The sequence below is a fragment of the Streptomyces echinatus genome (assembly GCF_014203595.1).
Taxonomy (GTDB): domain Bacteria; phylum Actinomycetota; class Actinomycetes; order Streptomycetales; family Streptomycetaceae; genus Streptomyces; species Streptomyces echinatus.
In genome coordinates this window covers 360,542-380,486 of the sequence record NZ_JACHJK010000001.1, presented here as the reverse complement: position 1 = coordinate 380,486, position 19,945 = coordinate 360,542, and the positions used below count along the sequence as shown (strand labels likewise).

Below are 19,945 nucleotides of genomic sequence, written 5' to 3'. Positions count from 1 at the left end.
AGCCGGTGTCACGTGGTGTCAGGCCAGGGCGGGCAGGAAGCCTCCGCGCGTGGTGCCCGAGGACAGGAGCGCGGACCAGTCGAGCGTCTCGGGCAGCCGGTCCAGCGACAGGACGACCGCGCCGCCGGCCTGCTCGGCGTCCGCGCACCAGTCGGCCATGTCGCCCGGCGCCGTACCGCCGTCGGCCTCGCCGACCACCGGCGCGGCGAGGGCGGGCACCACGATTCCGTGGTCGCCCGGGCCGTCCACCACGCACAGGGTGAGCCGGGGCACGATGCTCCAGCCCTCGCACAGGGGTATCGCCCCGTCGGGCGCGCTCAGTTGCGGCAGGGCGTCGTGGACGGGCGCCCCCGCCAGCAGGAGCACGGGCGTGGCACCACGGACGAACAGCGTGTTCTCGGGTTCGAGCAGCATGGGGCCACTCTTCCAGGCTGGGGGGAGAGGAGCGGGCCAGGGGGAGTTGGCCGGTAGGAGTTGACCGGGGACGGGGGGCCCGGGAGTCGCGGGGCGAAGGGCGGGGTGACCCTGTCGGTCGCGTTCCGGGGCCGATCGGTACAGTCGCCCGGGGAAGGGAGACGACATGCGGCTTCGGTGTGCGGTGCTGGACGACTTCCAGGGGGTGGCCGCCGAATCGGCCGACTGGTCGGTGATCGAGGATCAGGTGGACGTCGTCCCGCTGCGCGAGCACCTCGACGGTGAGGACGCCCTCGCCGCGGCCCTCGCCGACTACGACATCGTCGTCACCCTGCGCGAACGCGTCCCCTTCCCGGGCTCCCTGATCGCCCGCCTGCCCCGGCTCAAGCTGCTCGTCGCCTCCGGGATGCGCAACAGCGTCATCGACTACGCCGCCGCCGAGGCGCACGGCGTCACCGTGTGCGGTACGGCGAGTTCGAGCACCCCGCCGGTCGAGCTGACCTGGGCACTGCTGCTCGGGCTCGCCCGCGGGATCGTCCAGGAGAGCAACGCCCTGCGCGGCGACGGCCCCTGGCAGTCGACCGTCGGCGCCGATCTGCACGGCCGCCGGCTGGGGCTGCTCGGGCTGGGCAAGATCGGCGGCCGGGTCGCCCAGGTCGGGCTCGCCTTCGGCATGCGGGTGAGCGCCTGGAGCCAGAACCTCACCAAGGAGCGCGCCGGGGAGGCCGGTGTGGAACTGGCCGCCTCCAAGGAGGAGTTGCTGGGCGACAGCGACTTCGTCTCCATCCATCTGGCCCTCGGCGACCGCACCCGCGGTCTCGTCGGCGCCGCCGAACTCGCCCTGATGAAGCCGACCGCCTACCTGGTCAACACCTCCCGCGCGGCCATCGTCGACCAGGACGCGCTGCTGGCCGCGCTGCGCGAGGGCCGGATCGCCGGCGCCGGCGTCGATGTCTTCGACGTCGAGCCGCTGCCCGCCGGCCATCCGATGCGCAGCGCGCCCCGGCTCCTCGCCACGCCCCACCTCGGCTACGTCTCGCGCGCCAACTACGCGACGTACTACGGCCAGGCCGTGGAGGACATCCAGGCCTATCTGGCGGGCTCCCCGCTGCGGCGGCTGCCCTGAGGCCGTCCGGTCAGGCGGCCGCCACACGTTCGTAGACGCCCTCGCTCCGGCGCAGCTCGCCCAGGTCCACGAGATAGCGCCGGAGCGTCACATGGTCGATCTCGTCGGATTCCTGGCACCAGGCGCGCAGGCGCTCGTTCACGACCCGCTCCGGATAGGCGACGCCCGGCTCGAAGGTCTGCTCCGCGATGTGCCGCAGCACTTGCTGCTTACGGGTCCACCTGGCGGGCAGCCGCACCAGCCGGCCGTCCCGTACGAAAGTCTCCAGTGTGCCGCCGCCGGCCGGCCGCGCGGGCCTTTCCGGCCGGGCCAGCTCGCGCAGCAGGTCGTAGGAGACCGCGAGCCCTTCCTCCGCCCCGCCGGGCAGCGCCCCGCCGTTCTCACTCCGGCCGCTCCGACCCCCGGCGGCCTCCCGGCCCCGGCCGGTCACGGCACCCTGCTCGCGCAGTCTGAGCAGCGCGAGGGCCGTTTCCCTCGGCGGGAGGCCGGCCGTCTCGGCGACCTGGCCGGCGCTCCGCGCGCCCAGTGCGATCGCGGCGAAGGCCCGCAGCCGGCTCTCGTCGGCCAGCAGACCGATCAGTTGCCGGGACCGCTCGCGCGTATCGGGAACGTTGTCGGTGTCCATGGCCGGAGGGTAGGAGACCGGCCCCGCCGCGCGCCCGTGAATTTCCCCGCGGTTCCGCGCCGCGGCAGCCCCGCCGCTTCCCCCCGGGCACCCCGCCGGCCACACCCCGCCACCTCACCCTGGACACCCCGCCGGACACACCCCGCCACCTCACCCGGGACTCCCTCCCGGACAGACCGGCCGTTGAACGGGTGATCCCCGGCTGATCTGCGTGACCCACCCCGCGCCCCGCCGTTGAACGGGGAGTGCGGCGGCTGGTCTGGCCGCCGCGCTTACCGAGCTACAAAAGGAGAACGTGATGTCTCGCATCGCGAAGGCAGCCGCTGTCGCTCTCGGCACCGGTGCCGTGGTGGTCAGTGGGTCCGGGCTGGCCCTCGCCGACTCGGGCGCCCTCGGCGCGGCCACCGGATCGCCCGGCGTGGTGTCCGGCAACGTGGTCCAGGTTCCGCTCCACGTCCCGGTCAACGTGTGCGGGAACACCGTCGACGTGATCGCCCTGCTGAACCCGGCCTTCGGCAACGCCTGCGCCAACATCGACGACCACGACACGCCCGGTACGCCCGGCGGCAACGGGTACGGCAACTGAGCGGACCGGCACAGCGGACGGGAGCCCCGGCACTCCGAGCGCCGGGGCTCCCCCACGTCCACGACCAGGTGCTCAGCCGTAGCGATAGATCCTGCTCAGATCCTCCAGCTGGTCCGGCGTCTCGTCCCACGGCGGGAGCTTCTCGTGCCGAGCGACGACCCGCCCGTGCTGAGCGTCACCGGCCCCGGGCGGCTCGGCCGGCAGATAGCGGTGGCTGCGGTGGGCCCGCTGCCAGCGCGTCCACTGCAGGTCGAGGAAGGCGTGATGCATCCAGAACACCGGGTCGTTGACGGACGCGCCGCCGAGCATCGCGCCGCCGACCCACCGGTGCACTCGATTGTGGTTGAGCCAGGAGGCGCTGCCGCTGCCGCTCCCCCAGCCCTCCAGCTTGTTGCGGAACCCCTTGCGGACGGTGGAGTTCCAGGGCCGCACGTCGTAGACGGGATCGGCGAGTGCCCATTGCAGCTCGCTCTTCGTGGGCAGCTGGATGGGGGCGGCGGCGCGGCCCAGGTCCCGGGTGAGGAACCTGCCGTCGGTGACCCCCTCCTTGATGGTCCAGTGGCCCGCCGCGTAGGCGAACGGGCCGGTCGTCACCTGCCGGTCGGAGCGCCTGCCGTTCCCGCCGAGCAGATCCTTCGTCCATGGCACGGACGTCGCCTTGCGGTTCCGGGTCCAGTCCCAGTACGGGACCGTCACCGAGGAGTCGACGCGACGCAGCGCCCGCTCCAGCTCCAGCACGAACCTGCGGTGCCAGGGCAGGAAGGAGGGCGCCATGTGGGCGCTGCGCAGTCCGTTCTCGCCGTCGGCGGTGTAGACGTCGATGTGCAGGCGGACGAATTCGTCGTACTCACCACGCCGCTTGAGTTCCAGCAGCGCGTTCACGAACCTTCTGCGCTCCCCGGCGGTGAGCGTGCTGACGTCCTTACGCACGTACACCATGCTGTCCGCCCTCCCCCGTGTGCACACCGGAGTGCTCGCCGCCGAACCGGCCCGGCGCCAGGTCGCGCAACTTCCGGTGGGGCCCCAGCTCGTCCACTGCCGCCCGTGTCGCCTCCAGCGGCGTGCGATACGACGTGTAGTGGTCGATGATGCTCAGCCAGGTGCCGTCGGCCCGGCGCATCAGGTGCAGCGGACGGCCGTCGACGGTGATCTGCCAAACGCCGTCCACCAGCGTGCGGCCCGTGTCGGAAACCTGCACTCCCTGGATACGGCGGCCCCGGTACGTCTCGTCGAAGGCTCCGGCGTCTGCCGGCCCGGCGGTGGGCAGGGGCCGGGAAGCGGCGACGACCGGGGCCATCGCCAGCACGGCGGCGGAGCCCAGCAGCCCCCGCGCCACCTCCCGCCGTGACCTTCTGACGGGTTCCGCTGTGGCCTGTTGCTCCGCGCCGACCGCCACTCCGCCCACACCCACAGCCATGCTCGCTCCTCGTCCGGGTTCAGATGTCCGTACCGGCTAACCGGCCGAGGGGGCGCGGGGTCACCGCCGTAGAGCCATACGGCGGGTACGGCCGTGCGGCCGTGCGGCCGTGTGGCCGTACGTACGGCGGGTACGGCCGTGCGGCCGGACGGCGGTCCGGCCGTGCGCGGCTACCGTCCCGGGCCCGTGCTGAGGTCCGCGCCGGCCACGGTCTGCAGGACCGGGCCGATGACGGCGGCCTGCGGCATCTTCAGGTCCGGGAGGTCGGCACGGCCCGGGTTCGGCGGGGTCAGCGGGGCGTCCAGGGCCAGGCCGGGGGTGAGGGTGCGCAGGGCGGAGGCGGGGGTGCCGACACCGATGTGGTCGGCCCCGCCGCCGATGAGGTGCGGCACGGGCGTCCGGAGGTTCACGCCGGGCAGGGCACCCCTGATCGGCACCTGGGGAACGGTGCGTTCCGGCATCAGCCGCCCGGTGACGAAGCGCGGCCCCTCGGGCACCCCCGGCGTCAGCAACGGCACGTCCAGGACGGCCTGGGGCATCTCCACACCCAGGGACCTGGAGACGCCGTCCAGCGGCACGGGGACCGGGATCGTGCCGGTCGCGGCGACGGCGGGGGTGGCCGCGGCCCCCACGGCGGCCGTGACGCCCGTGATGACGGCGGCGAGCGTTGCTCGGGTGGTCGGCTTCATGTCAGGTACGGTCCCTTTCAGGATGCGGGGAATCGACGTCCGTACCGGGTAACGAGCCGGAATTCGCCACCAGTTCACTTTTCGCCCGATTGCCGTATTTGTCAGCTGGTCACAGCCGTCCGGGCGATGGTCAGCTCGTCCAGAAGTCCCACCAGCGGGTGAGTACGAGCATTCCGATCACTCCGAGATGGAGCTGGGGCAGCACCCAGCCGAATTCACCGAAGAAGCGCTTCAGCCGGCCGGGGGCGGGCAGGAACCCGGCTCGAACGATGAGTGCGGTGGCGTACCAGAAGATGAGAATGGTGGCGATCCAGGCCAGACAGCACCACAGGCAGAGCGCGTCGATCCGGTACAGCGACTCGAACTGGAGCCACGAGACGAACCCGATGCCGAACAGGCAACCGGCCTCGAACAGCAGCCAGTACCAGCCGGGGAAGCGGGCGCCGGCCAGCAGGCTCATGCCGACGCAGATCACCACGGCGTAGGCCACCAGCCCCAGCATCGGATTGGGGAACCCGAAGACCGAGGCCTGGTCGCTCTTCATCACGCTCCCGCAGGACACCACCGGGTTCAGACTGCACCCGGGCACGAACGCGGGGTTCTCGAGCAGCTTGAACTCGTCCAGGGTGATGACCCAGGAGGCGAGCAGTCCGGCCGCGCCGGTGATCACCAGGAGTAGACCGAACCCCCTGTCACCGGCGGGGGCCCTGGACGTCATCCGCGCAGGCTGGTGACCGGCAGGACGACGTGCGCCGCGGCCTGCAGCGTCTCCTCGGCACCGGCGAACGCGGCCAGCGCCGCCGGCTCGACGACCTGGCCGGGCGCGCCCTCGGGCCAGGCGCGGGTGGTGAAGACGAGATAGGCGTAACCACGTTCCCTGACCGCGGCGAGCCACTCCGGCGGCGCGTCGGCCTGGGCGACCATCTGCGGCATTCGGACGACGGCCTGGCCGGCCGCCACCAGCAGACTGACCGGGAGGCCGGGCCGGCCGGTGCCGTCGATCAGCTCGCCGCCGACCGGCAGCCCGTTGCTCACCAGCAGCCGCTCGACCGCGGCGGCGGTCGCCTCCGGGCCGCCCGCGGCGTCACCGAGGGAGTAGGCCAGCAGGTAGGGCATGTCGGAGCCGTCGGGGGCCTCGCCGCTCCAGGCCAGGACGACGAGCGTGCCGAGCCCGGCGGGACGGTTCTCGAGGGGGGTTGTGGTCACCGCGCGACCGTACCGGCGCCCCCTGGCACCGCCGGACGACTTCTCACCCTTCCGGACCAGCGCCCGGGAGCGCTCCACACGAACGAGGGAATTGGCCTCGAACAGGCCGGGGGCCGGTGCCGCGGGTGCGGTACCGGCCCCTCGCCTCCTACGTGTCCGGCCTCTCGCCTCCTGAGTGTTCCGGGTGCGGGGACGGGGTGTCAGCCGTGGAGGGGCAGCCCACCGAGGAGTGGCTTGTGCTGGTTCGACGTGGTGCCGACGGCCTTGCCCGTGCTCTTGCCCGTGCCCTTGCCCGTGCTCTTGCCCTTGCCCGTGCCCTTGCCCTTGCCCTTGCCCTTGCCCTTGCCCTTGCCCTTGCCCTTGCCCTTGCCCTCGTGGCGCAGCGAGCCCGTGCTCTTGGTGTCGACCACGTCCGGCTGGTGCCTGATCGGCATCGCGTCCTTGAGGGTGATGGGCTCCTCGGTGAGCTTGTTGACGGCACCGTTGAGGCTGGTGGGCGTCCAGTCGGAGGTGTCGTCGGCGAACGCGGGCGCGGTGATGCCCGCGAGAGCCACGGTTCCGGCGACGACGGCGGCAGCCTTCAGGGACTTCATCGTGTTCCTTTCATCGGCAACGCAAGTCGCCGCAGGGAATTCTGACACCGTGCCCAACGAGTTCCGGACGAGCCGGAAACCCCACGCGCAGAAGACATATGAAATCCCCGACCGGGCCGGCGGAACCCCGGCTCAGCCGGTCGTGGGCAGGCTCGGCAGCGCGGCCGGCGAGGGAAGTTCGGCCAGAGTGTTCGTGGGCAGGCCGCCACCGAGGACGGACGTCAGCAGGTCTACCAGGCCGGACACCACGTCGTCGGCGGACGACAGGAGCTGGTCGAGGCCGTCGGTGACCGCCTTCACCAGGTTGTCGATCGCGGTCTGCACTGCGCTGAGCGCGTCACCGAGGAGGTCGCGGGAGGAGGGCACGCCGACGTTCGCGTGCCGTGCGGCCACAGGGGCTGTGAGGGCCGCGGGGGCGGCGGAACTCGCGGGAGCGGCAGGGGACGCGGGGACGCCGGAGGCCGTGGGCGCGGCCGGCGCCGCGGACGCGGTGGGGGTGGCGGGCTTGGCGGTCGCCGTGGGCGCGGCGGTGCCCGTCGGGGCCGCGGGCTTCGCGGTCACCGGCGCCGTGGGCGACACCTCGGCCGCAGGCTTCGCGGTCGCAGTCGGCTTCGCGGGCTCGGCGGTTGTCGTGGGCGCGGCAGTGGCCGTCGGCGTCGCGGGCTTGGCGGTTGTCGTGGGCGCGGCAGTGGCCGTCGGCGTCGCGGGCTTCGCGGTCGCCGTCGGAGCGGCAGTGGCCGTCGGCGTCGCGGGCTTCGGGTCGGCGGCGGCCCTGGCCACAGCCTCCTTCGCCGCCTCGCCCAGCTGTCGGGCCCGGTCGGCGGGGAGCTTGCCCTTCTGCAGCGACTGGTCGAGCAGTTCGACGACCGGAGAGAGCACGGGGTTCGTATCACCCAGGGCTCTGGCCTGGGCGAGCAGCTTCTCCTTCGCCGCGGCCGGGACAGGGGCGGGGACACGCCCCTGATGCCGGGCCGTGTCGGCGGCGGCGACGGCCGGGCCGGTGATGCCGACCAGGACGGCCGCACAGAGGACGGTGGACGCGAGACGCCGGGCGGGCAGATCACGCATGGACTTTCCTTTCGGCGAACAGTGGGACCTGTGCCCACCGTCTGTTCGCCCATCGCGCGGCGCAACCGCTCACACACCCGCTGTGATCCGTCCGAGGGAGCGCGAAACCGGCCGTCCGCCTCGCAGCGCATGCGCGGGGTGGGCGGCCGGCCGGAAGATCTGCGTTCCGACGTCAGTCGCTGACGCAGGCGTTGCCGAACGCCGGGTTCAGCGCACCGATGACGTCGACGGTGTTGCCGCAGACGTTGATCGGCAGGTGGATCGGGACCTCGACGGCGTTACCCGACAGGACACCCGGCGAGTTGGCGGCGAAACCGGTGGCGCCGGCGTCGGCGGCGGCCACGCCGGCACCAGCGGCGACGGCCGCGACGGCGGCGTAGGTCAGGACCAGGCCCTTCGCGATACGCGACATGGAGAAGTGCTCCTTGGGGTCGACACAAACGTCCGGGCGGACACCCGGCGCTGTGTCAACGCGCGGCCCTCGCGCGGGTTGTGCCGCCAATGGGGTGATGTACGGAAGAGACATGATCACACCTTTAAAAACACTTCGCACCTTTTAGACCGATAGATGCGAATGGCCGATGGCATTACGTGACCGCACTCCCCCGTCGTGCGGCCCGCCCTCCACCGAGGAAGGGTCGGCGGCAGGGCGTACGAGGCTGCCGGGACCGGGCTTCCGCTCACCCTCGCCACCGGCCTCCGGCGTACGCCGGTCGCACCGCGCGGCTCCGTGTGGCCCCGCGAACGACGTAGCGGATCCACGGCCGGCGAACCGGGGTGCCGTACCGGCCGGGCGGGTGCCTGCCTGCGCCGACACGGTCGTCTACGACCACGACGTGCACGGTCTCGGACCGGCTCTGAGGCACGGTGGTGACCAGCCGGGCTTCCGGCTCGTTTCCCACGCGGACGTGGCGTGGGCCGGCGCGCCCTCCGCCTCGTGGACGCCCGGAACCGAAGACGCGTTCACGCCCGCAGTCCCGAGCGTCCCGTGAGCGAGGTATCCCGCGAATGCACCAGTCAGCACCCGCCCTGCGGCCCCGGGTCCTGCACCTCGCGCAACCCGTCGACGGCGGTGTGGCCCGCGTCGTGACCGACCTGACGAGAGCTCAGCTCGCGGCGGGCCAGCGGGTCACGATCGCCTGCCCCGACGGTGCGCTCGCCACGGACCTGCGGGCGCTGGGCGCCGACGTCCGCGACTGGCGGGCGGGCAGGTCCCCGGGACCCGGCCTGCCGGGTGAGGTGCGACGGCTCGTACGGCTGATCGACGAGGTCCGGCCCGAACTGGTGCACGCGCACAGCGCGAAGGCCGGTCTGGCCGCGCGGCTCGCGGTCCGCGGGCGGACCCCGACCGTGTTCCAGCCGCACGCCTGGTCCTTCGAGGCGGTCGGCGGACTCACCGCGGCACTCGCGCTGCGCTGGGAGCGGTGGGGGGCGCGCTGGGCGGACCGGGTGGTGTGCGTCAGCGAAGCGGAGCGCGCGACCGGCCTGCGCGCCGGGGTGCACGCCGCGTACACGGTCGTTCCGAACGGCATCGACACCACCCGCTTCTCGCCGGCTTCGCTGGCCCCGCACCCACGGGCGCCGCAGGCCGCCGGGAGAGATAAGCCCCCACCGGGCCGGGCCGCGCCCGACCACGAAGGCCGCACCGGTGGTGCCGGCGCGAACGGCCACCCCGCCTCGGGCGAAGCCGAGGCGGCGTCCCGGCCCCTCGTCGTCTGCGTGGGCCGGCTCTGCCGGCAGAAGGGCCAGGACGTCCTGCTGCGCGCCTGGCAGGACGTCCTCGGCGTGCTGCCGAGAGCCAGGCTCGTGCTGGTCGGCGACGGCCCGGACCACGAGGAGCTGCGCCGGCAGGCGCATCCCTCGGTGGAGTTCGCCGGCGCCGTCGCCGACATCGTGCCCTGGTACCGGGCCGCCGACCTGGTGGTGCTGCCCTCGCGCTGGGAGGGTATGGCGCTCGCCCCGCTGGAGGCGCTGGGCTGCGGACGGCCCGTCGTGGTCACCGACGTCGACGGGGCCCGTGAGAGCCTGCCGCCCGCACTCGCCGAGCACTGTCTGGTACCGCCGGAGGACCCGGTGGCGCTGGCCGGGGCGATCACCGGGCTGCTGTCCGATCCGGCGCTGCGCGCGGCACTGGGCGGTCAGGGCCGCCGGCACGTCCTGGCCCTGCACGACGTGCGGCACACCGCCGAGCGGATCGCGGCCGTCTACCACGAACTCTTCGTCCAAACCCCGGCGGCCGACGGCGCAACAGCCCGGCTCGTGCGCTCCGAGTGCAGGGAGTCGATCGTCTCGTGACCCCGGAAACCACCGTTCCCTCCCCAGGAGCGCAGCCGCGGGACTACGGGTTCCGGTCCGTCTCCGTACTGCCGCGCCGCCCTGCCGGCGGCTTTCGGTTCCCGCTGCGGCGCCGGCCCGCCAGGCCGCGCTCGAGGTTGCCGCTGTTCGCCGCCGACCTGTTCGCCACGCTGGTGGGCGCCGTCGCGCTGGACGGGGCCGCCGGCCGGCCGACGCTGGTCGGCGCCCTGGTCACCGGCACGCTGCTGCTGCGTCCGCGCTCCGTCCGGCCGGTGCCCGGTGTGCTCGACGAACTGCCCGCGGTGTGCGGGCGGATCGCGGTGACCTGGCTGGGCCTGGCCGCGCTGCTGGCCGCGTACGACCCCGGACTCTCCCTCGACGCCCGGACCCTGCTGCTGGGCTGCGCACTGCACACGGCGGCGGCCGGAACGTGCCGGGGCCTGGTGCACTGGCGGCGCCGGGTCGCGCTGCTGCGCCACCCGCGGACCGCCCTGGTGATCGGGCCCGCCACCACCGCACAGCGGGTGGCCGCCGCCCTGCTGCGGCATCCGCGCTGCGGGGTGCGGCCGGTGGGCGTGGTCGCGGAGCACCCGGAGAGCGCCGCCGGGCTGCCGGTGCTCACCACCGGCGAGGAGGTGGAGCGGGCCCTTGTCCAGAACGGGGTGCGGATCGTCCTCACCGTCCACCCGACCGCCCGCACCGAGAAGCGGCCTCTGCTGCGGGCGCTCGCCGAATCGGGCTGCACGCTGTGGGAGGTGGACGCGGAGCCGTCGGCGTACGAGACGCGCGACCGGCTCGCCGGGTTCGCCGTGCGCGGTCTGGACCTGCGCACGCGGCGACCCGGCAGCGCCGGCAAGCGGCTGCTGGACGTGGTGGTGTCCGGGGTGCTGCTGGTGCTGGTCAGCCCGGTGCTGCTGGTGTGTGCGACGGTGCTGCGGCTGACCGAGGGGCCCGGGGTGGTGTTCCGGCAGGAGCGCGTCGGCAAGGACGGCCGCCCCTTCACCCTGCTGAAGTTCCGCACCCACCGCCCGGTCGACGAGCACGAGGCGGCCACCCGGTGGAGCGTGGCGGGTGAGCGGCGGATGAGCCCCTTCTGCCGGTTCCTGCGGCAGACCTCGCTGGACGAACTGCTCCAGCTGTGGAACGTCTTCCGGGGGGACATGAGCCTGGTCGGCCCCCGGCCCGAACGACCGTACTTCGTGAACCAGTTCAGCAGGCTCCACCCGGGCTACGCGGCCCGCCACCGCATGCGGACCGGCATCACGGGACTCGCCCAGATCAACGGGCTGCGCGGTGACACCTCCATCGAGGACCGGGCCCGCTTCGACAACGCCTACATCGACAACTGGTCCCTGTGGCAGGACGTCTGCATCCTGCTGCGCACCGCCGCCGCGCTCGTGCGTTCCACGGGGAGCTGACCGATGGCCCTCACCCTGCCGCTGTGGCGCCCCGCCCGGCTGTCCCCGGTACTGCCGGTGCTCGCGGTGGTCGGGCTGCTCGCCCTGCCGGTCGCGCCCGGCGGCGACGGCGGAGCCGGTCCCGCCGACGTGCTGTCCGCGGTGGTCGTCGTCTTCTGCGCGGTACGGCTGTTGCGCGCGCGGCGCCGCCCGCTCACCCCGGCCGCCGCGGTGATCCTCGGTCTGCCGGTGGCCGGCCTCGCGCTGGCCGCGCTGCACGCGGTGTCGCCGGGCGCCGGGATCACCGGCCTCGGCCGCTATCTGCAGGTCTTCGTCCTGGTCCCGGCCGCGGTCTTGCTCCTCGTCCGCGACCGGGCCGACTTCCGGTTGCTGGCCTGGTCGGTCGTGGCCCTCGCGGGCTGGCAGGGGGCGCTCGGGGTGCACCAGTACGTCACCGGGACCGGGGCCTCCTACCAGGGCGCGGACATCCGGGCGGTCGGCACCTTCGGGGCGGCGGACGTGATGGGCATGGCGACGGTCGTGTCGTTCGGGCTGGTGTGCGCGGTGGGCCTGGCGCTGGGACGGCCGGCGGTGCGGGAGCGGGTGACCGCCGCCTGCTGCGCCTGCGCCCTGACGGTGCCCCTCGCGCTGTCCTTCAGCCGGGGTGCCTGGATCGCCACCGCGGTCACCCTCACCGTCCAGCTGGTGCTGGCCGGGCCGCGCCGGGCGGTGCGGATCGGGGCGGCCGTGGTGGCCGCGGGCGTGGTGCTGGTGGGCGGGCTGGGCGTGGGCACGGCGATGCTCCAGGAGCGGATCGACAGCATCACGCGGGTCACCGACGCGCCCGACCAGTCGGTCACCGACCGGTACACGATGTGGGCCGCGGCCACCGACATGTGGCGGGAGCGGCCGCTGGCCGGTGTGGGCCTGAAGGGCTTTCCCGAGTACCGCGACGGGCACGCCTCGCTCGCGCTGTCCTCGGGCAGCGACACCGAGGGCGCGGGTGCGGCGTTCCGCCGGCAGCCGCTGCTCTCGCCGCACAACATGTATCTGCTGGTCCTCGGCGAACAGGGGCTGATCGGGCTGGTCTGCCTGGCGGGCTGCTGGCTCGCCCTGCTGGTGTGCTGCCTGCGCGGCCTGCGGCGGACCCGTGCGGCCGGCGGCCGGGGCCGGGACTGCGCGTTGATCGCCGGCGGGCTGCTGGTGTGGCAGCTCGTGGACTTCGGGTACGCCGACATCGGCGGCCCTTCGACCGTGCTGACGGCGGTGTGCTTCGGACTGGTCGCCTGGTGGGCGCTGGTGGGCGGCGACCGGCTCGGAACCGGCGGGCAGGGCGCCGTACCGCCCCGGTGGCAGCCGGAGGGCGGGGGAGGCGGCCCCGTGATGACGACGACGGCGCCCTGTCCCTCCCCCGTGCCCGGCGCTGTCCGCCTCTCGGTACGGGGGCGGAGGCGGGCGGGATGACGAGCCGTACGACCGGTGGGGCACCGGGACCGGGGGCCGACGCGGCCGGGCAGCCCCTCGCGCAGACGGGGCCGGAGGGGACGGCCGGGACCACGGGACCGGACGGGACGGCCGAGGGCGCGGGGCCGAAACGGACGGCCGGGCCGGGCGGGGTCACCCTCCCGTCGGCGCGCTCCGCCGTACCCCCCGCCCCCGGCACGGGAGTTCCCCGCACCGGGAGCGCCCTCTCCCCGACCACGGCACCCGGACCCCACGCCCCGGCCCCACCGCCACCGACCTCCCCTCCGCCCCCCGGCCCGAACCCCCGGTCCCCCGAACCGGCCCCTCCAACCCCCGGCCCGGCTCCGCCCAGCGGCCGTTTCCTCGCCCGGGCCACCCTCGTCACCGCCTCCCTCTCGGTCGCGGCGGCGCTGCTCGGGCTGGTACGGGACCAGTCACTGGCCAGGCTGTTCGGGGCCGGACAGGACACCGACGCCTTCCTGGTGGCCTGGACCGTGCCGGAGTTCGCGGCGACGCTGCTCATCGAGGAAGGGCTGGCCTTCGCGCTGATCCCGGCGTTCAGCGCGGCCCTGGCCCGCCGCGCGCAGGGGGCGCCCGGGGATCCGGTACGGTCGCTGGCCGCCGGCACCCTGCCCCGGCTGGCGCTGGCGTTCACGGCGGTCGGGGCACTGCTCGCGCTGGCCGCACCGCAGTTCGTCGCCGTACTCGCGCCGGGTCTGCCGGTCCCCTCCCTCGCCGTGGACTGCACCCGGCTCACCGCCACCTGTGTGCTGACCTTCGGCCTCGCCGGGTACTGCAGCGCCGCCCTGCGCGCCCATCGCCGCTTCCTGGCGCCGGCCGCGATCTACGTCGTCCACAACATCGGCATCGTCACGGCGATGTACGCGCTCGGCGGCCACTGGGGCGTACGTTCGGCCGCGTTCGGGGTCGCCGCGGGCGGCTGCCTGATGGTGGCGATCCAGCTGCCGTCGCTGGTGAGGGAGCTGCGCCGGCCCAGCGGACGGGCGGGCGTCAAGGCCGCCGCCGCGACGCAGCCGCTGGACGTGCCGCTGCTGGCCACCGTGCTGCTCTTCGCACTGTGCCGGCAGTCGCAGGTGCTGATCGAGCGGTTCCTCGCCTCCGGGCTGCCCGCCGGAGCCATCTCGCACCTGAACTACGCGCAGAAGGTCGCGCAGCTCCCGATGACGATGTCGCTGATGCTGTGCACGGTCACCTTCCCGGTGGTGGCGCGGGCACTGGCCGACGGCGACACCGAGCGGGCCCGGGACCGGGTGGAGCGCGACTTGGCACTGGCCGCCTGTCTGGTGCTGCTCGGCACGGCCGCGGTCGTGGCCTGCGCGCCGCAGCTGGTCGGGCTGCTGTTCCAACGGGGGGCGTTCACGGCCCAGGACACCGCGGCGACCGCCGGTGTCATGCGGGTGTACGCGCTCGGCCTGCTCGGCCAGACCCTGACCGGCGTCCTGGTTCGCGCCTGCTTCTCGGCGGGCCGCGCCACCTGGTACCCGGTGGCCGCGATGACCGCGGGGATCATCGCGACCTCGTGGCTCGGCGCCTGGGCGGTCGGCCCCTGGGGGGTCGAGGGGATCGCCGCCGCCAACGCCGCCGGCATCACCCTCACCGCCGTCCTGCTGCTCGCCGGCACCGGGCGCCGCGGAGTGCCCATCCGGACCGGGCCCGTACTGCGCGAGCTGAGCCGGCCGCTGCGGGCGGCGACGGTCGCAGCCGTGGCAGGCGCGCAGGCGGCGGCCCTGCCGTCAACGCCGCTCGTCGGACTCGCCGTCGGCGGCGCCACGGTGAGCGTCGTGTTCCTGCTGCTCGGGCGCGCCCTGGACGCCCAGGGCTGCGCCACCGTGCTCCGTTCCGTACGCACTCTCACCCGAAGGCTCACCCATGCCGTCCTCCGTTGAGTCCACGGCCGCCGCCCGGCCCCTGGCCCCCGGCCCGGTCCCGTGGATCGCCATGTACCACTCGGTCGGCGATCGCACCGACGACCCGTACCGCATCACGGTCACCCCCGGCCGACTGGACGGGCAGTTGCGCTGGCTGCGCCGGCGGGGCCTGCGCGGGGTGTCGGTGGCCGAGCTGCTCGCCGCCCGCGCGCGCGGCGAGGGGCGGGACCTGGTGGGTCTCACCTTCGACGACGGGTACGCCGACTTCCTCGACAACGCCCTGCCTCTCCTGCGGCGCTGGGAATGCACGGCCACCCTGTTCGTGCTGCCCGGCCGGTTGGGCGGCGACAACGCCTGGGACCCGCTGGGCCCCCGCAAGCCGCTGCTGACCGCCGACGGCATCCGGCGGGCGGCCGCCGCGGGCGTGGAGATCGGCTCGCACGGCCTCACCCACGTCGACCTCACACGCGCCGACGACGCCTCGCTGCGGGCCGAGACCGCCGAGAGCAGGGCCGTGCTGGAGGAGCTGACCGGCGCCCCGGTCACCGGCTTCTGCTACCCGTACGGCACGGTCGACCGGCGTGCCGTGGAGGCCGTACGGTCGGCCGGTTACCACTATGCGTGCGCCATCGATCCCGGCGAGCTGAACGGCACGCACGTCCTGCCCCGCGTGCACGTCGGGCAGAACGACACCGCCGTACGCCTGGTCCTCAAGCGCCGGCTGCACCGGCTGCGCCGACGTCCCGTGGAGGGGCTGCGGTGAGGGTCCTGCACATCATCACCGGGCTCGGGGTGGGCGGCGCCGAACAGCAACTGCGGCTGCTGCTGCGGCACCTGCCGGTGGAGTGCGAGGTGGTGACGCTGACCAACCCGGGGCCGGTCGCCGACGGGCTGGCGGCAGACGGGGTGCGGGTGACCCACCTCGGCATGGCCGGCAACCGCGACCTGGCCGCGCTGCCCCGGCTCGCCCGGATCGTCCGGCGCGGCCGGTACGACCTCGTGCACACCCACCTGTACCGGGCCTGCCTGTACGGCCGGATCGCCGCCCGGCTGGCCGGGGTCCGCGCGGTCGTCGCCACGGAACACTCCCTGGGCGACACGCAGATGGAGGGCCGGCCGCTCACCGCGGGGGTCCGGGCGCTGTATCTGCTGGGCGAGCGGCTGGGCCGGTCGACCGTCGCCGTGTCCCCCACCGTCGCCGGCCGGCTCACCCGCTGGGGGGTGCCCGAGCCGCGCATCGCGGTCGTACCCAACGGCATCGACCTGACGCGGTTCGCCTTCGACCCGGCGGCCCGCCGCCGTACCCGGTCCGAACTGGGGCTGCCCGAGGACGCGTTCGTGGTCGGCGGCATCGGCCGGCTCGCCCCCGGCAAACGCTTCGACGTCCTGGTCCGCGCCTTCGCCGAGCTGCCCGCCGACTGCCGGCTGCTGTTGGCCGGCGGCGGCCCGCAGGAGCCCTCCCTGCGGCGGTGCGCGCGGCAGGCGGGGGTGGCCGACCGGGTGCTGTTCGCCGGGGAGCGGCCGTACCTGCCCGACGGCTCGCCCGGCCCCGGCCTGCCCGCGCTGGCGTCGGCGATGGACGTATTCGCCTCCCCCTCGCCCGAGGAGGCGTTCGGGCTCGCGGTCGTGGAGGCCCTCGCGGCCGGGCTGCCGGTGCGCTACACCTCCTGCCCGGCCCTTCAGGACCTGCCTCCCCGGTCCGCCCCGGACGCGGTGCGCCTCCCGTGCGACGCCGGCGCCTACGCCCGCGCGCTCGCCGGGGTCCGTGCCGCCGGCCCCGGCCCGCGCACCACTCCCGAGGCGGCCCGCCACTACTGCATCACCCGCAGCGCCGCCCGGCTGATGGACGTCTACGCGGCGGCGCTCGCCCACCCGGTCCCGAAGCCCCGATCCCCCGAGAAAGTCGGCCCCTCATGACCCAGAACCCCACCCGGCGCCCCGGCCCCTCCCGCTTCTCCCGTCTGCGCGCACTCCCCCCCTGGTCGCTGGTGGCGGCCGGCGTCCTCGCGGGCGGGCTGCTGGGCGGCGGTTACGGCGTGCTGCGGACCCCGCAGTACACGGCGACCAGCTATGTCGTCGCCGTCCCCGGCGAGCAGTCCGACACCGCCACCGCGCTCGGCTTCGCACAGGCCTACGGCCGGGTCGCCACCCAGGTCGCGGTGCTCGCCGACGCCCAGGCGCGGGCCGGGGTGCCGATGGCCACCCTGCGGGACAGTGTGCGTACCGCGACCTCGCCGGACGCCCCCATGGTCGCCGTCTCCGCCACCTCGCCCCGCCCGGCCCGGGCCGCCGGCATGGCCAACGCGGTCGCCCGCGCGCTCACCCGGCACGCCGACGCCGCCAAGGCCGCCACCCACGTGGACCTGATGCAGTTCTCCCCCGCGGTGCCGCCGACCGAGCCGTCCTCGCCCTCCGCGGGGGTGACCGGTCTGATCGGGGCGAGCGCGGGCGGGCTGCTCGGCGGCCTCGCGCTGCTGGTGCGGCCGAGATGCCGGCCCGAGGACGAGTGCGTGCGGGCCTCGGTGCCCGGCCCGGCCGTCGCCGCCGATGCGCGCGGCCGGCTGTGACCGCCACCTTCACGGCACGCACCGCGTGCCCGGTTCTCACCGCCGAGTTCGTCACCGACGAGGCGGCCTTCGCGGCGCTGGCCCCGGACTGGGGCCGGCTGTTCGGGAAGTGCTCCGCCGCCACCCCCTTCCAGAGCCATGCGTGGCTGCACTCGTGGTGGCTGTCGTACGGCCGGCCCGGGCATCTCAGGCTGCTCCTGGTGCGGGCCGGCGGCGAACTGGTCGCCGTCGCGCCGCTGATGCTGGTGAGCCGGCCGCTGCCCGCGCTGGTGCCGCTCGGCGGCCCGATCTCCGACTACACGGACGTGCTCCTGGACGACACGGACGACGGAAGGGCGGCGGGCACGCTCACCGATGCGCTCGCGGACGCCGCCTGCACGGCACTGGTCGACTTCCGCGAGGTGCGTCCGGGCGGTGCGGTGGAGCGGGTGTACGACCACTGGTGCGGTCCGCGTCACAGGGTCCGCGACTCGCTGTGCCTGGAGCTGCCCGGTGTGCCCATGGACGAGCTGATCGCCCGGTTGTCGTCGGGCAAGACGAGCCAGCGGGCGCGGGCCAAGCTGCGCAGGCTGACCGCACTGGGTGTGCGGCGGCGGACTGTGGGCCCGGAGGAGGCGGCCGCTGCACTCGGCCGGCTGCTGGAGCTGCACCGGCTGCAGTGGCAGGGCCGGAAGGTGACGAGCGAGCATCTGCGGCCCAGGTTCCGGGAGCACCTGATGCGGGCGGTGCCACCGATGGTGCGCTCGGGGAACGCGGTGGTCACCGAGTTCCTGATCGGCGACGAGGTACTGGCGGTCGATCTGACCCTGCTCTCGGACAGCCTGGCCGGCGGCTACCTCTACGGTGCCCATCCGGGCCTGAGGGACCGGAAGGCGGACGTGGCTGTGATGCTGCTGGACGCCTGCACCGAGCACACCGGCGGCGGGCGCGGCGTGCTGAGCCTGCTGCGCGGCGACGAATCGTACAAGCTTCACTGGCGGCCCGAACGGGTCGTCAACCAGCGACTTCTCATGGCCCGTCGGCGCACCGCCCCGCTGCTGGCGGCCGCGCTGAGCGGCGTGGCCGCCAGACAGTGCGGCAGGGAGGTGCGGCACCGGTGGCGGGAACGCGGCCAGGGCTAGGGTCTTGCGTCTGGATCAGGCCGGGCCACCCGCGGGCCCGGCATGAACCGGACGAGGGGCCCTAGCGTGTCCGCGACCACCAGTCGAAGCCGGCGCAGGGCTGTCTGTCGAGCCAGTGCTCGGCCCAGTCGCCCAGGCTCAGCGGCGAGCAGACGGCCGGGGGGCCGGTGGCGGGTGCCGGCTCGGGCAGGGCTGCCGGGGGCGGGGGCGAGACCGGGGCCGGCGTGGGCGCGGGCGGCTGGGTGAGGCCGTACAGGGCGGTCCGGTAGACCAGCGACGCACGGGGGTTGGCCGAGCACTGCCACACGCCGTGCGGGCAGTAGTCGGTCAGCGTGTTGTACAGCGGCCGGTGCTCGTCGATCCAGGCGAGCATGCGCCGCATGTACTCGGCGTTGTCGCCGTTGCGGAAGAGCCCCCATTCCGGATAGGAGATGGGCTTGCCGTGGGCTTTCGCGAAGTCCACGTGTTGCTGGAGCCCGTAGGGCTCCTTCACCTGCTCGTCGAACGACAGCCCGCTCGGCTGGTCGTAGGAGTCCATGCCGATGACGTCGACCGTGTCGTCCCCGGGATAGCACTCGGTCCAGGGCACGGCGTCCCGGCCGCGGCTCGGCGTGAAGTCGAACCGGAACTTCTGCCCCGGCACCGACCGCATCGTGGCGACGATCCTGTTCCAGTACGCCTTCCAGGCGGCCGGGTCCGGTCCGCAGCGGTGGGTGTAGGTGATGCCGTTCATCTCCCAGCCGAGCACGATCACCGTGTCCGGCACCCCCAGCTCCACCAGCCGCTCGGCGAGGGTCCTGAAGTGCTGGTCGAACGCGCCGCCCGCAGCCTGCCGCAGCAGCAGCCGCACCTGGTCGTCCGGGACGTCCTCCTCGTTGCGCTCCTGCATCGGCACGTTGAGGACGAGCGTCCGGTCCGCCTTCCCCCGCCGCCAGTGCGCCCAGACGTCCAGGAAGCCGGGTGGCCCCTCGATGTCCTGCCAGCTGCCGCCGGGCAGATAGGTGTGGGCGACCTTCAGCTCGGTCCCGCCGAGCCAACGACTCAGCTGGGCCATGTGCGCGACCCCGCTGGGACCGGAGTCGAGAAACGCTCCGAAGGGCCGGACGGCCCGGACGGGCACGGGGGTCCCCCTGGCCGCCGGAGGTGTCGGCGCCGCCGTCGGGGCCGGAACGGCCGGGGACGCGGGAACGGCCGGGCCGGCAGGCACGGTCGTGGGCGCCGGGGCCGGGGCGGGCGGGTCCGCCGCCCGGGCCGTACCCGGGCTCGCGGCGAACCCGGAGCCGACCGCCAGGGTGACCGCCCCGACGACCGACGCCGCTAGCACGACCGGCCGCCCGGGCCGGGCCCTGCGCCGCTGTGCGGTCATGCCGGCTCCTCTCTCCACTCGCCCTCCGTCGTCCGTCCGGCGGTGTCAGGGCGTTCGTACTGACAGCCAGTCACATCAGTACGACCGGCGCCAGCCCGGTTGCCTCTTCCGGGTCGCACGGA

At 74.4% G+C, this 19,945-nt stretch carries 21 protein-coding genes and 1 pseudogene; 11 read left to right on the top strand and 11 right to left on the bottom strand.

The annotated features are described in order from the left end of the window. Positions 1 to 18 precede the first annotated feature (18 nt). On the bottom strand, positions 19 to 414 hold the full coding sequence (locus tag FHS34_RS01655; RefSeq protein ID WP_184959180.1) for a hypothetical protein: 396 nt from the start codon (positions 412 to 414) through the stop codon (positions 19 to 21). Between the two features lie 166 nt (positions 415 to 580). On the opposite strand from FHS34_RS01655, the gene FHS34_RS01650 reads away from it, so the two are divergent. After that, positions 581 to 1,540 carry a D-2-hydroxyacid dehydrogenase family protein gene (locus tag FHS34_RS01650; protein ID WP_184959178.1) on the top strand — a complete coding sequence of 320 codons (960 nt, stop codon included), beginning with the start codon at positions 581 to 583 and terminating at the stop codon, positions 1,538 to 1,540. Between the two features lie 10 nt (positions 1,541 to 1,550). On the opposite strand, the gene FHS34_RS01645 is transcribed toward FHS34_RS01650, so the two are convergent. Beyond that, positions 1,551 to 2,165 carry a DUF2087 domain-containing protein gene (locus FHS34_RS01645; protein ID WP_184959177.1) on the bottom strand — a complete coding sequence of 205 codons (615 nt, stop codon included), beginning with the start codon at positions 2,163 to 2,165 and terminating at the stop codon, positions 1,551 to 1,553. A 298-nt stretch (positions 2,166 to 2,463) separates the two neighbouring features. Here FHS34_RS01645 and FHS34_RS01640 point away from each other — a divergent pair, with 298 nt between their 5' ends. After that, positions 2,464 to 2,751, top strand: coding sequence for a chaplin (locus FHS34_RS01640; protein WP_184959175.1), 288 nt, complete (start codon positions 2,464 to 2,466; stop codon positions 2,749 to 2,751). 72 nt (positions 2,752 to 2,823) lie between these two features. On the opposite strand, the gene FHS34_RS01635 is transcribed toward FHS34_RS01640, so the two are convergent. Continuing rightward, entirely contained in the window at positions 2,824 to 3,690 is an 867-nt protein-coding gene (locus FHS34_RS01635; protein ID WP_184959173.1) for a tyrosinase family protein, read from the bottom strand. Further along, positions 3,674 to 4,147: a tyrosinase family oxidase copper chaperone gene (locus tag FHS34_RS01630; protein ID WP_225817721.1), complete on the bottom strand. Its 474-nt coding sequence runs from the start codon at positions 4,145 to 4,147 to the stop codon at positions 3,674 to 3,676. The genes FHS34_RS01635 and FHS34_RS01630 overlap by 17 nt, the downstream gene beginning before the upstream one ends. On the opposite strand from FHS34_RS01630, the gene FHS34_RS43985 reads away from it, so the two are divergent. Then, the gene (locus FHS34_RS43985) at positions 4,119 to 4,208 is read left to right on the top strand and encodes a hypothetical protein (protein WP_372478611.1); all 90 of its coding nucleotides are present in this window, start codon (positions 4,119 to 4,121) and stop codon (positions 4,206 to 4,208) included. The genes FHS34_RS01630 and FHS34_RS43985 overlap by 29 nt on opposite strands. A 130-nt stretch (positions 4,209 to 4,338) precedes the next feature. Here the strand turns inward: FHS34_RS43985 and FHS34_RS01625 are convergent, their stop codons facing one another. From FHS34_RS01625 to FHS34_RS01600, 6 genes are all read right to left on the bottom strand, one after another. Next, positions 4,339 to 4,857: a hypothetical protein gene (locus FHS34_RS01625; RefSeq protein WP_184959169.1), complete on the bottom strand. Its 519-nt coding sequence runs from the start codon at positions 4,855 to 4,857 to the stop codon at positions 4,339 to 4,341. A gap of 130 nt (positions 4,858 to 4,987) precedes the next feature. Next, positions 4,988 to 5,575, bottom strand: a complete 588-nt coding sequence (locus FHS34_RS01620) for a vitamin K epoxide reductase family protein (protein ID WP_184959167.1) — start codon at positions 5,573 to 5,575, stop codon at positions 4,988 to 4,990. After that, complete coding sequence (locus FHS34_RS01615; RefSeq protein WP_184959165.1) at positions 5,572 to 6,063, bottom strand: DUF5949 family protein; 492 nt, start codon at positions 6,061 to 6,063, stop codon at positions 5,572 to 5,574. Before FHS34_RS01615 ends, FHS34_RS01620 begins: the two co-directional genes overlap by 4 nt. A gap of 200 nt (positions 6,064 to 6,263) precedes the next feature. Then, positions 6,264 to 6,656, bottom strand: a complete 393-nt coding sequence (locus FHS34_RS43690) for a hypothetical protein (RefSeq protein WP_308288328.1) — start codon at positions 6,654 to 6,656, stop codon at positions 6,264 to 6,266. 132 nt (positions 6,657 to 6,788) lie between these two features. Beyond that, positions 6,789 to 7,724: a hypothetical protein gene (locus FHS34_RS41860; RefSeq protein ID WP_221508405.1), complete on the bottom strand. Its 936-nt coding sequence runs from the start codon at positions 7,722 to 7,724 to the stop codon at positions 6,789 to 6,791. A 172-nt stretch (positions 7,725 to 7,896) separates the two neighbouring features. Next, the gene (locus tag FHS34_RS01600) at positions 7,897 to 8,136 is read right to left on the bottom strand and encodes a chaplin (RefSeq protein ID WP_184959163.1); all 240 of its coding nucleotides are present in this window, start codon (positions 8,134 to 8,136) and stop codon (positions 7,897 to 7,899) included. Between the two features lie 596 nt (positions 8,137 to 8,732). On the opposite strand from FHS34_RS01600, the gene FHS34_RS01595 reads away from it, so the two are divergent. From FHS34_RS01595 to FHS34_RS01560, 8 genes and pseudogenes are all read left to right on the top strand, one after another. Continuing rightward, positions 8,733 to 10,019 (top strand): glycosyltransferase, encoded by a 1,287-nt coding sequence (locus FHS34_RS01595; protein ID WP_184959161.1) that lies wholly within the window; start codon positions 8,733 to 8,735, stop codon positions 10,017 to 10,019. Continuing rightward, a complete protein-coding gene (locus FHS34_RS01590) occupies positions 10,016 to 11,437 on the top strand; it encodes an exopolysaccharide biosynthesis polyprenyl glycosylphosphotransferase (protein WP_184958964.1) in 1,422 nt (473 codons plus the stop codon). The genes FHS34_RS01595 and FHS34_RS01590 overlap by 4 nt, the downstream gene beginning before the upstream one ends. A gap of 3 nt (positions 11,438 to 11,440) precedes the next feature. After that, positions 11,441 to 12,451: pseudogene (locus FHS34_RS01585) on the top strand (O-antigen ligase family protein); the annotation flags it as partial. 425 nt (positions 12,452 to 12,876) lie between these two features. Further along, positions 12,877 to 14,787 carry a murein biosynthesis integral membrane protein MurJ gene (murJ, locus tag FHS34_RS01580; protein WP_184958933.1) on the top strand — a complete coding sequence of 637 codons (1,911 nt, stop codon included), beginning with the start codon at positions 12,877 to 12,879 and terminating at the stop codon, positions 14,785 to 14,787. Beyond that, complete coding sequence (locus FHS34_RS01575; RefSeq protein WP_184958842.1) at positions 14,771 to 15,532, top strand: polysaccharide deacetylase family protein; 762 nt, start codon at positions 14,771 to 14,773, stop codon at positions 15,530 to 15,532. The genes murJ and FHS34_RS01575 overlap by 17 nt, the downstream gene beginning before the upstream one ends. Next, on the top strand, positions 15,529 to 16,686 hold the full coding sequence (locus FHS34_RS01570; RefSeq protein WP_184958826.1) for a glycosyltransferase: 1,158 nt from the start codon (positions 15,529 to 15,531) through the stop codon (positions 16,684 to 16,686). Before FHS34_RS01575 ends, FHS34_RS01570 begins: the two co-directional genes overlap by 4 nt. Next, positions 16,683 to 17,336 (top strand): YveK family protein, encoded by a 654-nt coding sequence (locus FHS34_RS01565; RefSeq protein ID WP_184958822.1) that lies wholly within the window; start codon positions 16,683 to 16,685, stop codon positions 17,334 to 17,336. Before FHS34_RS01570 ends, FHS34_RS01565 begins: the two co-directional genes overlap by 4 nt. Beyond that, a complete protein-coding gene (locus FHS34_RS01560; protein WP_225817718.1) occupies positions 17,333 to 18,457 on the top strand; it encodes a GNAT family N-acetyltransferase in 1,125 nt (374 codons plus the stop codon). Before FHS34_RS01565 ends, FHS34_RS01560 begins: the two co-directional genes overlap by 4 nt. 61 nt (positions 18,458 to 18,518) lie before the next feature. Here FHS34_RS01560 and FHS34_RS01555 read toward each other — a convergent pair whose 3' ends face one another. After that, the gene (locus tag FHS34_RS01555; protein WP_184958817.1) at positions 18,519 to 19,823 is read right to left on the bottom strand and encodes a glycoside hydrolase family 26 protein; all 1,305 of its coding nucleotides are present in this window, start codon (positions 19,821 to 19,823) and stop codon (positions 18,519 to 18,521) included. Positions 19,824 to 19,945: the final 122 nt, after the last annotated feature.

Excerpts from the sequence above, each read along its gene's own strand:
- FHS34_RS01655 (WP_184959180.1), bottom strand. The coding sequence starts at position 414 with ATGCTGCTCGAACCCGAGAACACGCTGTTCGTCCGTGGTGCCACGCCC.
- FHS34_RS01650 (WP_184959178.1), top strand. The coding sequence starts at position 581 with ATGCGGCTTCGGTGTGCGGTGCTGGACGACTTCCAGGGGGTGGCCGCC.
- FHS34_RS01645 (WP_184959177.1), bottom strand. The coding sequence starts at position 2,165 with ATGGACACCGACAACGTTCCCGATACGCGCGAGCGGTCCCGGCAACTG.
- FHS34_RS01640 (WP_184959175.1), top strand. The coding sequence starts at position 2,464 with ATGTCTCGCATCGCGAAGGCAGCCGCTGTCGCTCTCGGCACCGGTGCC.
- FHS34_RS01635 (WP_184959173.1), bottom strand. The coding sequence starts at position 3,690 with ATGGTGTACGTGCGTAAGGACGTCAGCACGCTCACCGCCGGGGAGCGC.
- FHS34_RS01625 (WP_184959169.1), bottom strand. The coding sequence starts at position 4,857 with ATGAAGCCGACCACCCGAGCAACGCTCGCCGCCGTCATCACGGGCGTC.
- FHS34_RS01620 (WP_184959167.1), bottom strand. The coding sequence starts at position 5,575 with ATGACGTCCAGGGCCCCCGCCGGTGACAGGGGGTTCGGTCTACTCCTG.
- FHS34_RS43690 (WP_308288328.1), bottom strand. The coding sequence starts at position 6,656 with ATGAAGTCCCTGAAGGCTGCCGCCGTCGTCGCCGGAACCGTGGCTCTC.
- FHS34_RS41860 (WP_221508405.1), bottom strand. The coding sequence starts at position 7,724 with ATGCGTGATCTGCCCGCCCGGCGTCTCGCGTCCACCGTCCTCTGTGCG.
- FHS34_RS01600 (WP_184959163.1), bottom strand. The coding sequence starts at position 8,136 with ATGTCGCGTATCGCGAAGGGCCTGGTCCTGACCTACGCCGCCGTCGCG.
- FHS34_RS01595 (WP_184959161.1), top strand. The coding sequence starts at position 8,733 with ATGCACCAGTCAGCACCCGCCCTGCGGCCCCGGGTCCTGCACCTCGCG.
- murJ (WP_184958933.1), top strand. The coding sequence starts at position 12,877 with ATGACGAGCCGTACGACCGGTGGGGCACCGGGACCGGGGGCCGACGCG.
- FHS34_RS01575 (WP_184958842.1), top strand. The coding sequence starts at position 14,771 with ATGCCGTCCTCCGTTGAGTCCACGGCCGCCGCCCGGCCCCTGGCCCCC.
- FHS34_RS01565 (WP_184958822.1), top strand. The coding sequence starts at position 16,683 with ATGACCCAGAACCCCACCCGGCGCCCCGGCCCCTCCCGCTTCTCCCGT.
- FHS34_RS01555 (WP_184958817.1), bottom strand. The coding sequence starts at position 19,823 with ATGACCGCACAGCGGCGCAGGGCCCGGCCCGGGCGGCCGGTCGTGCTA.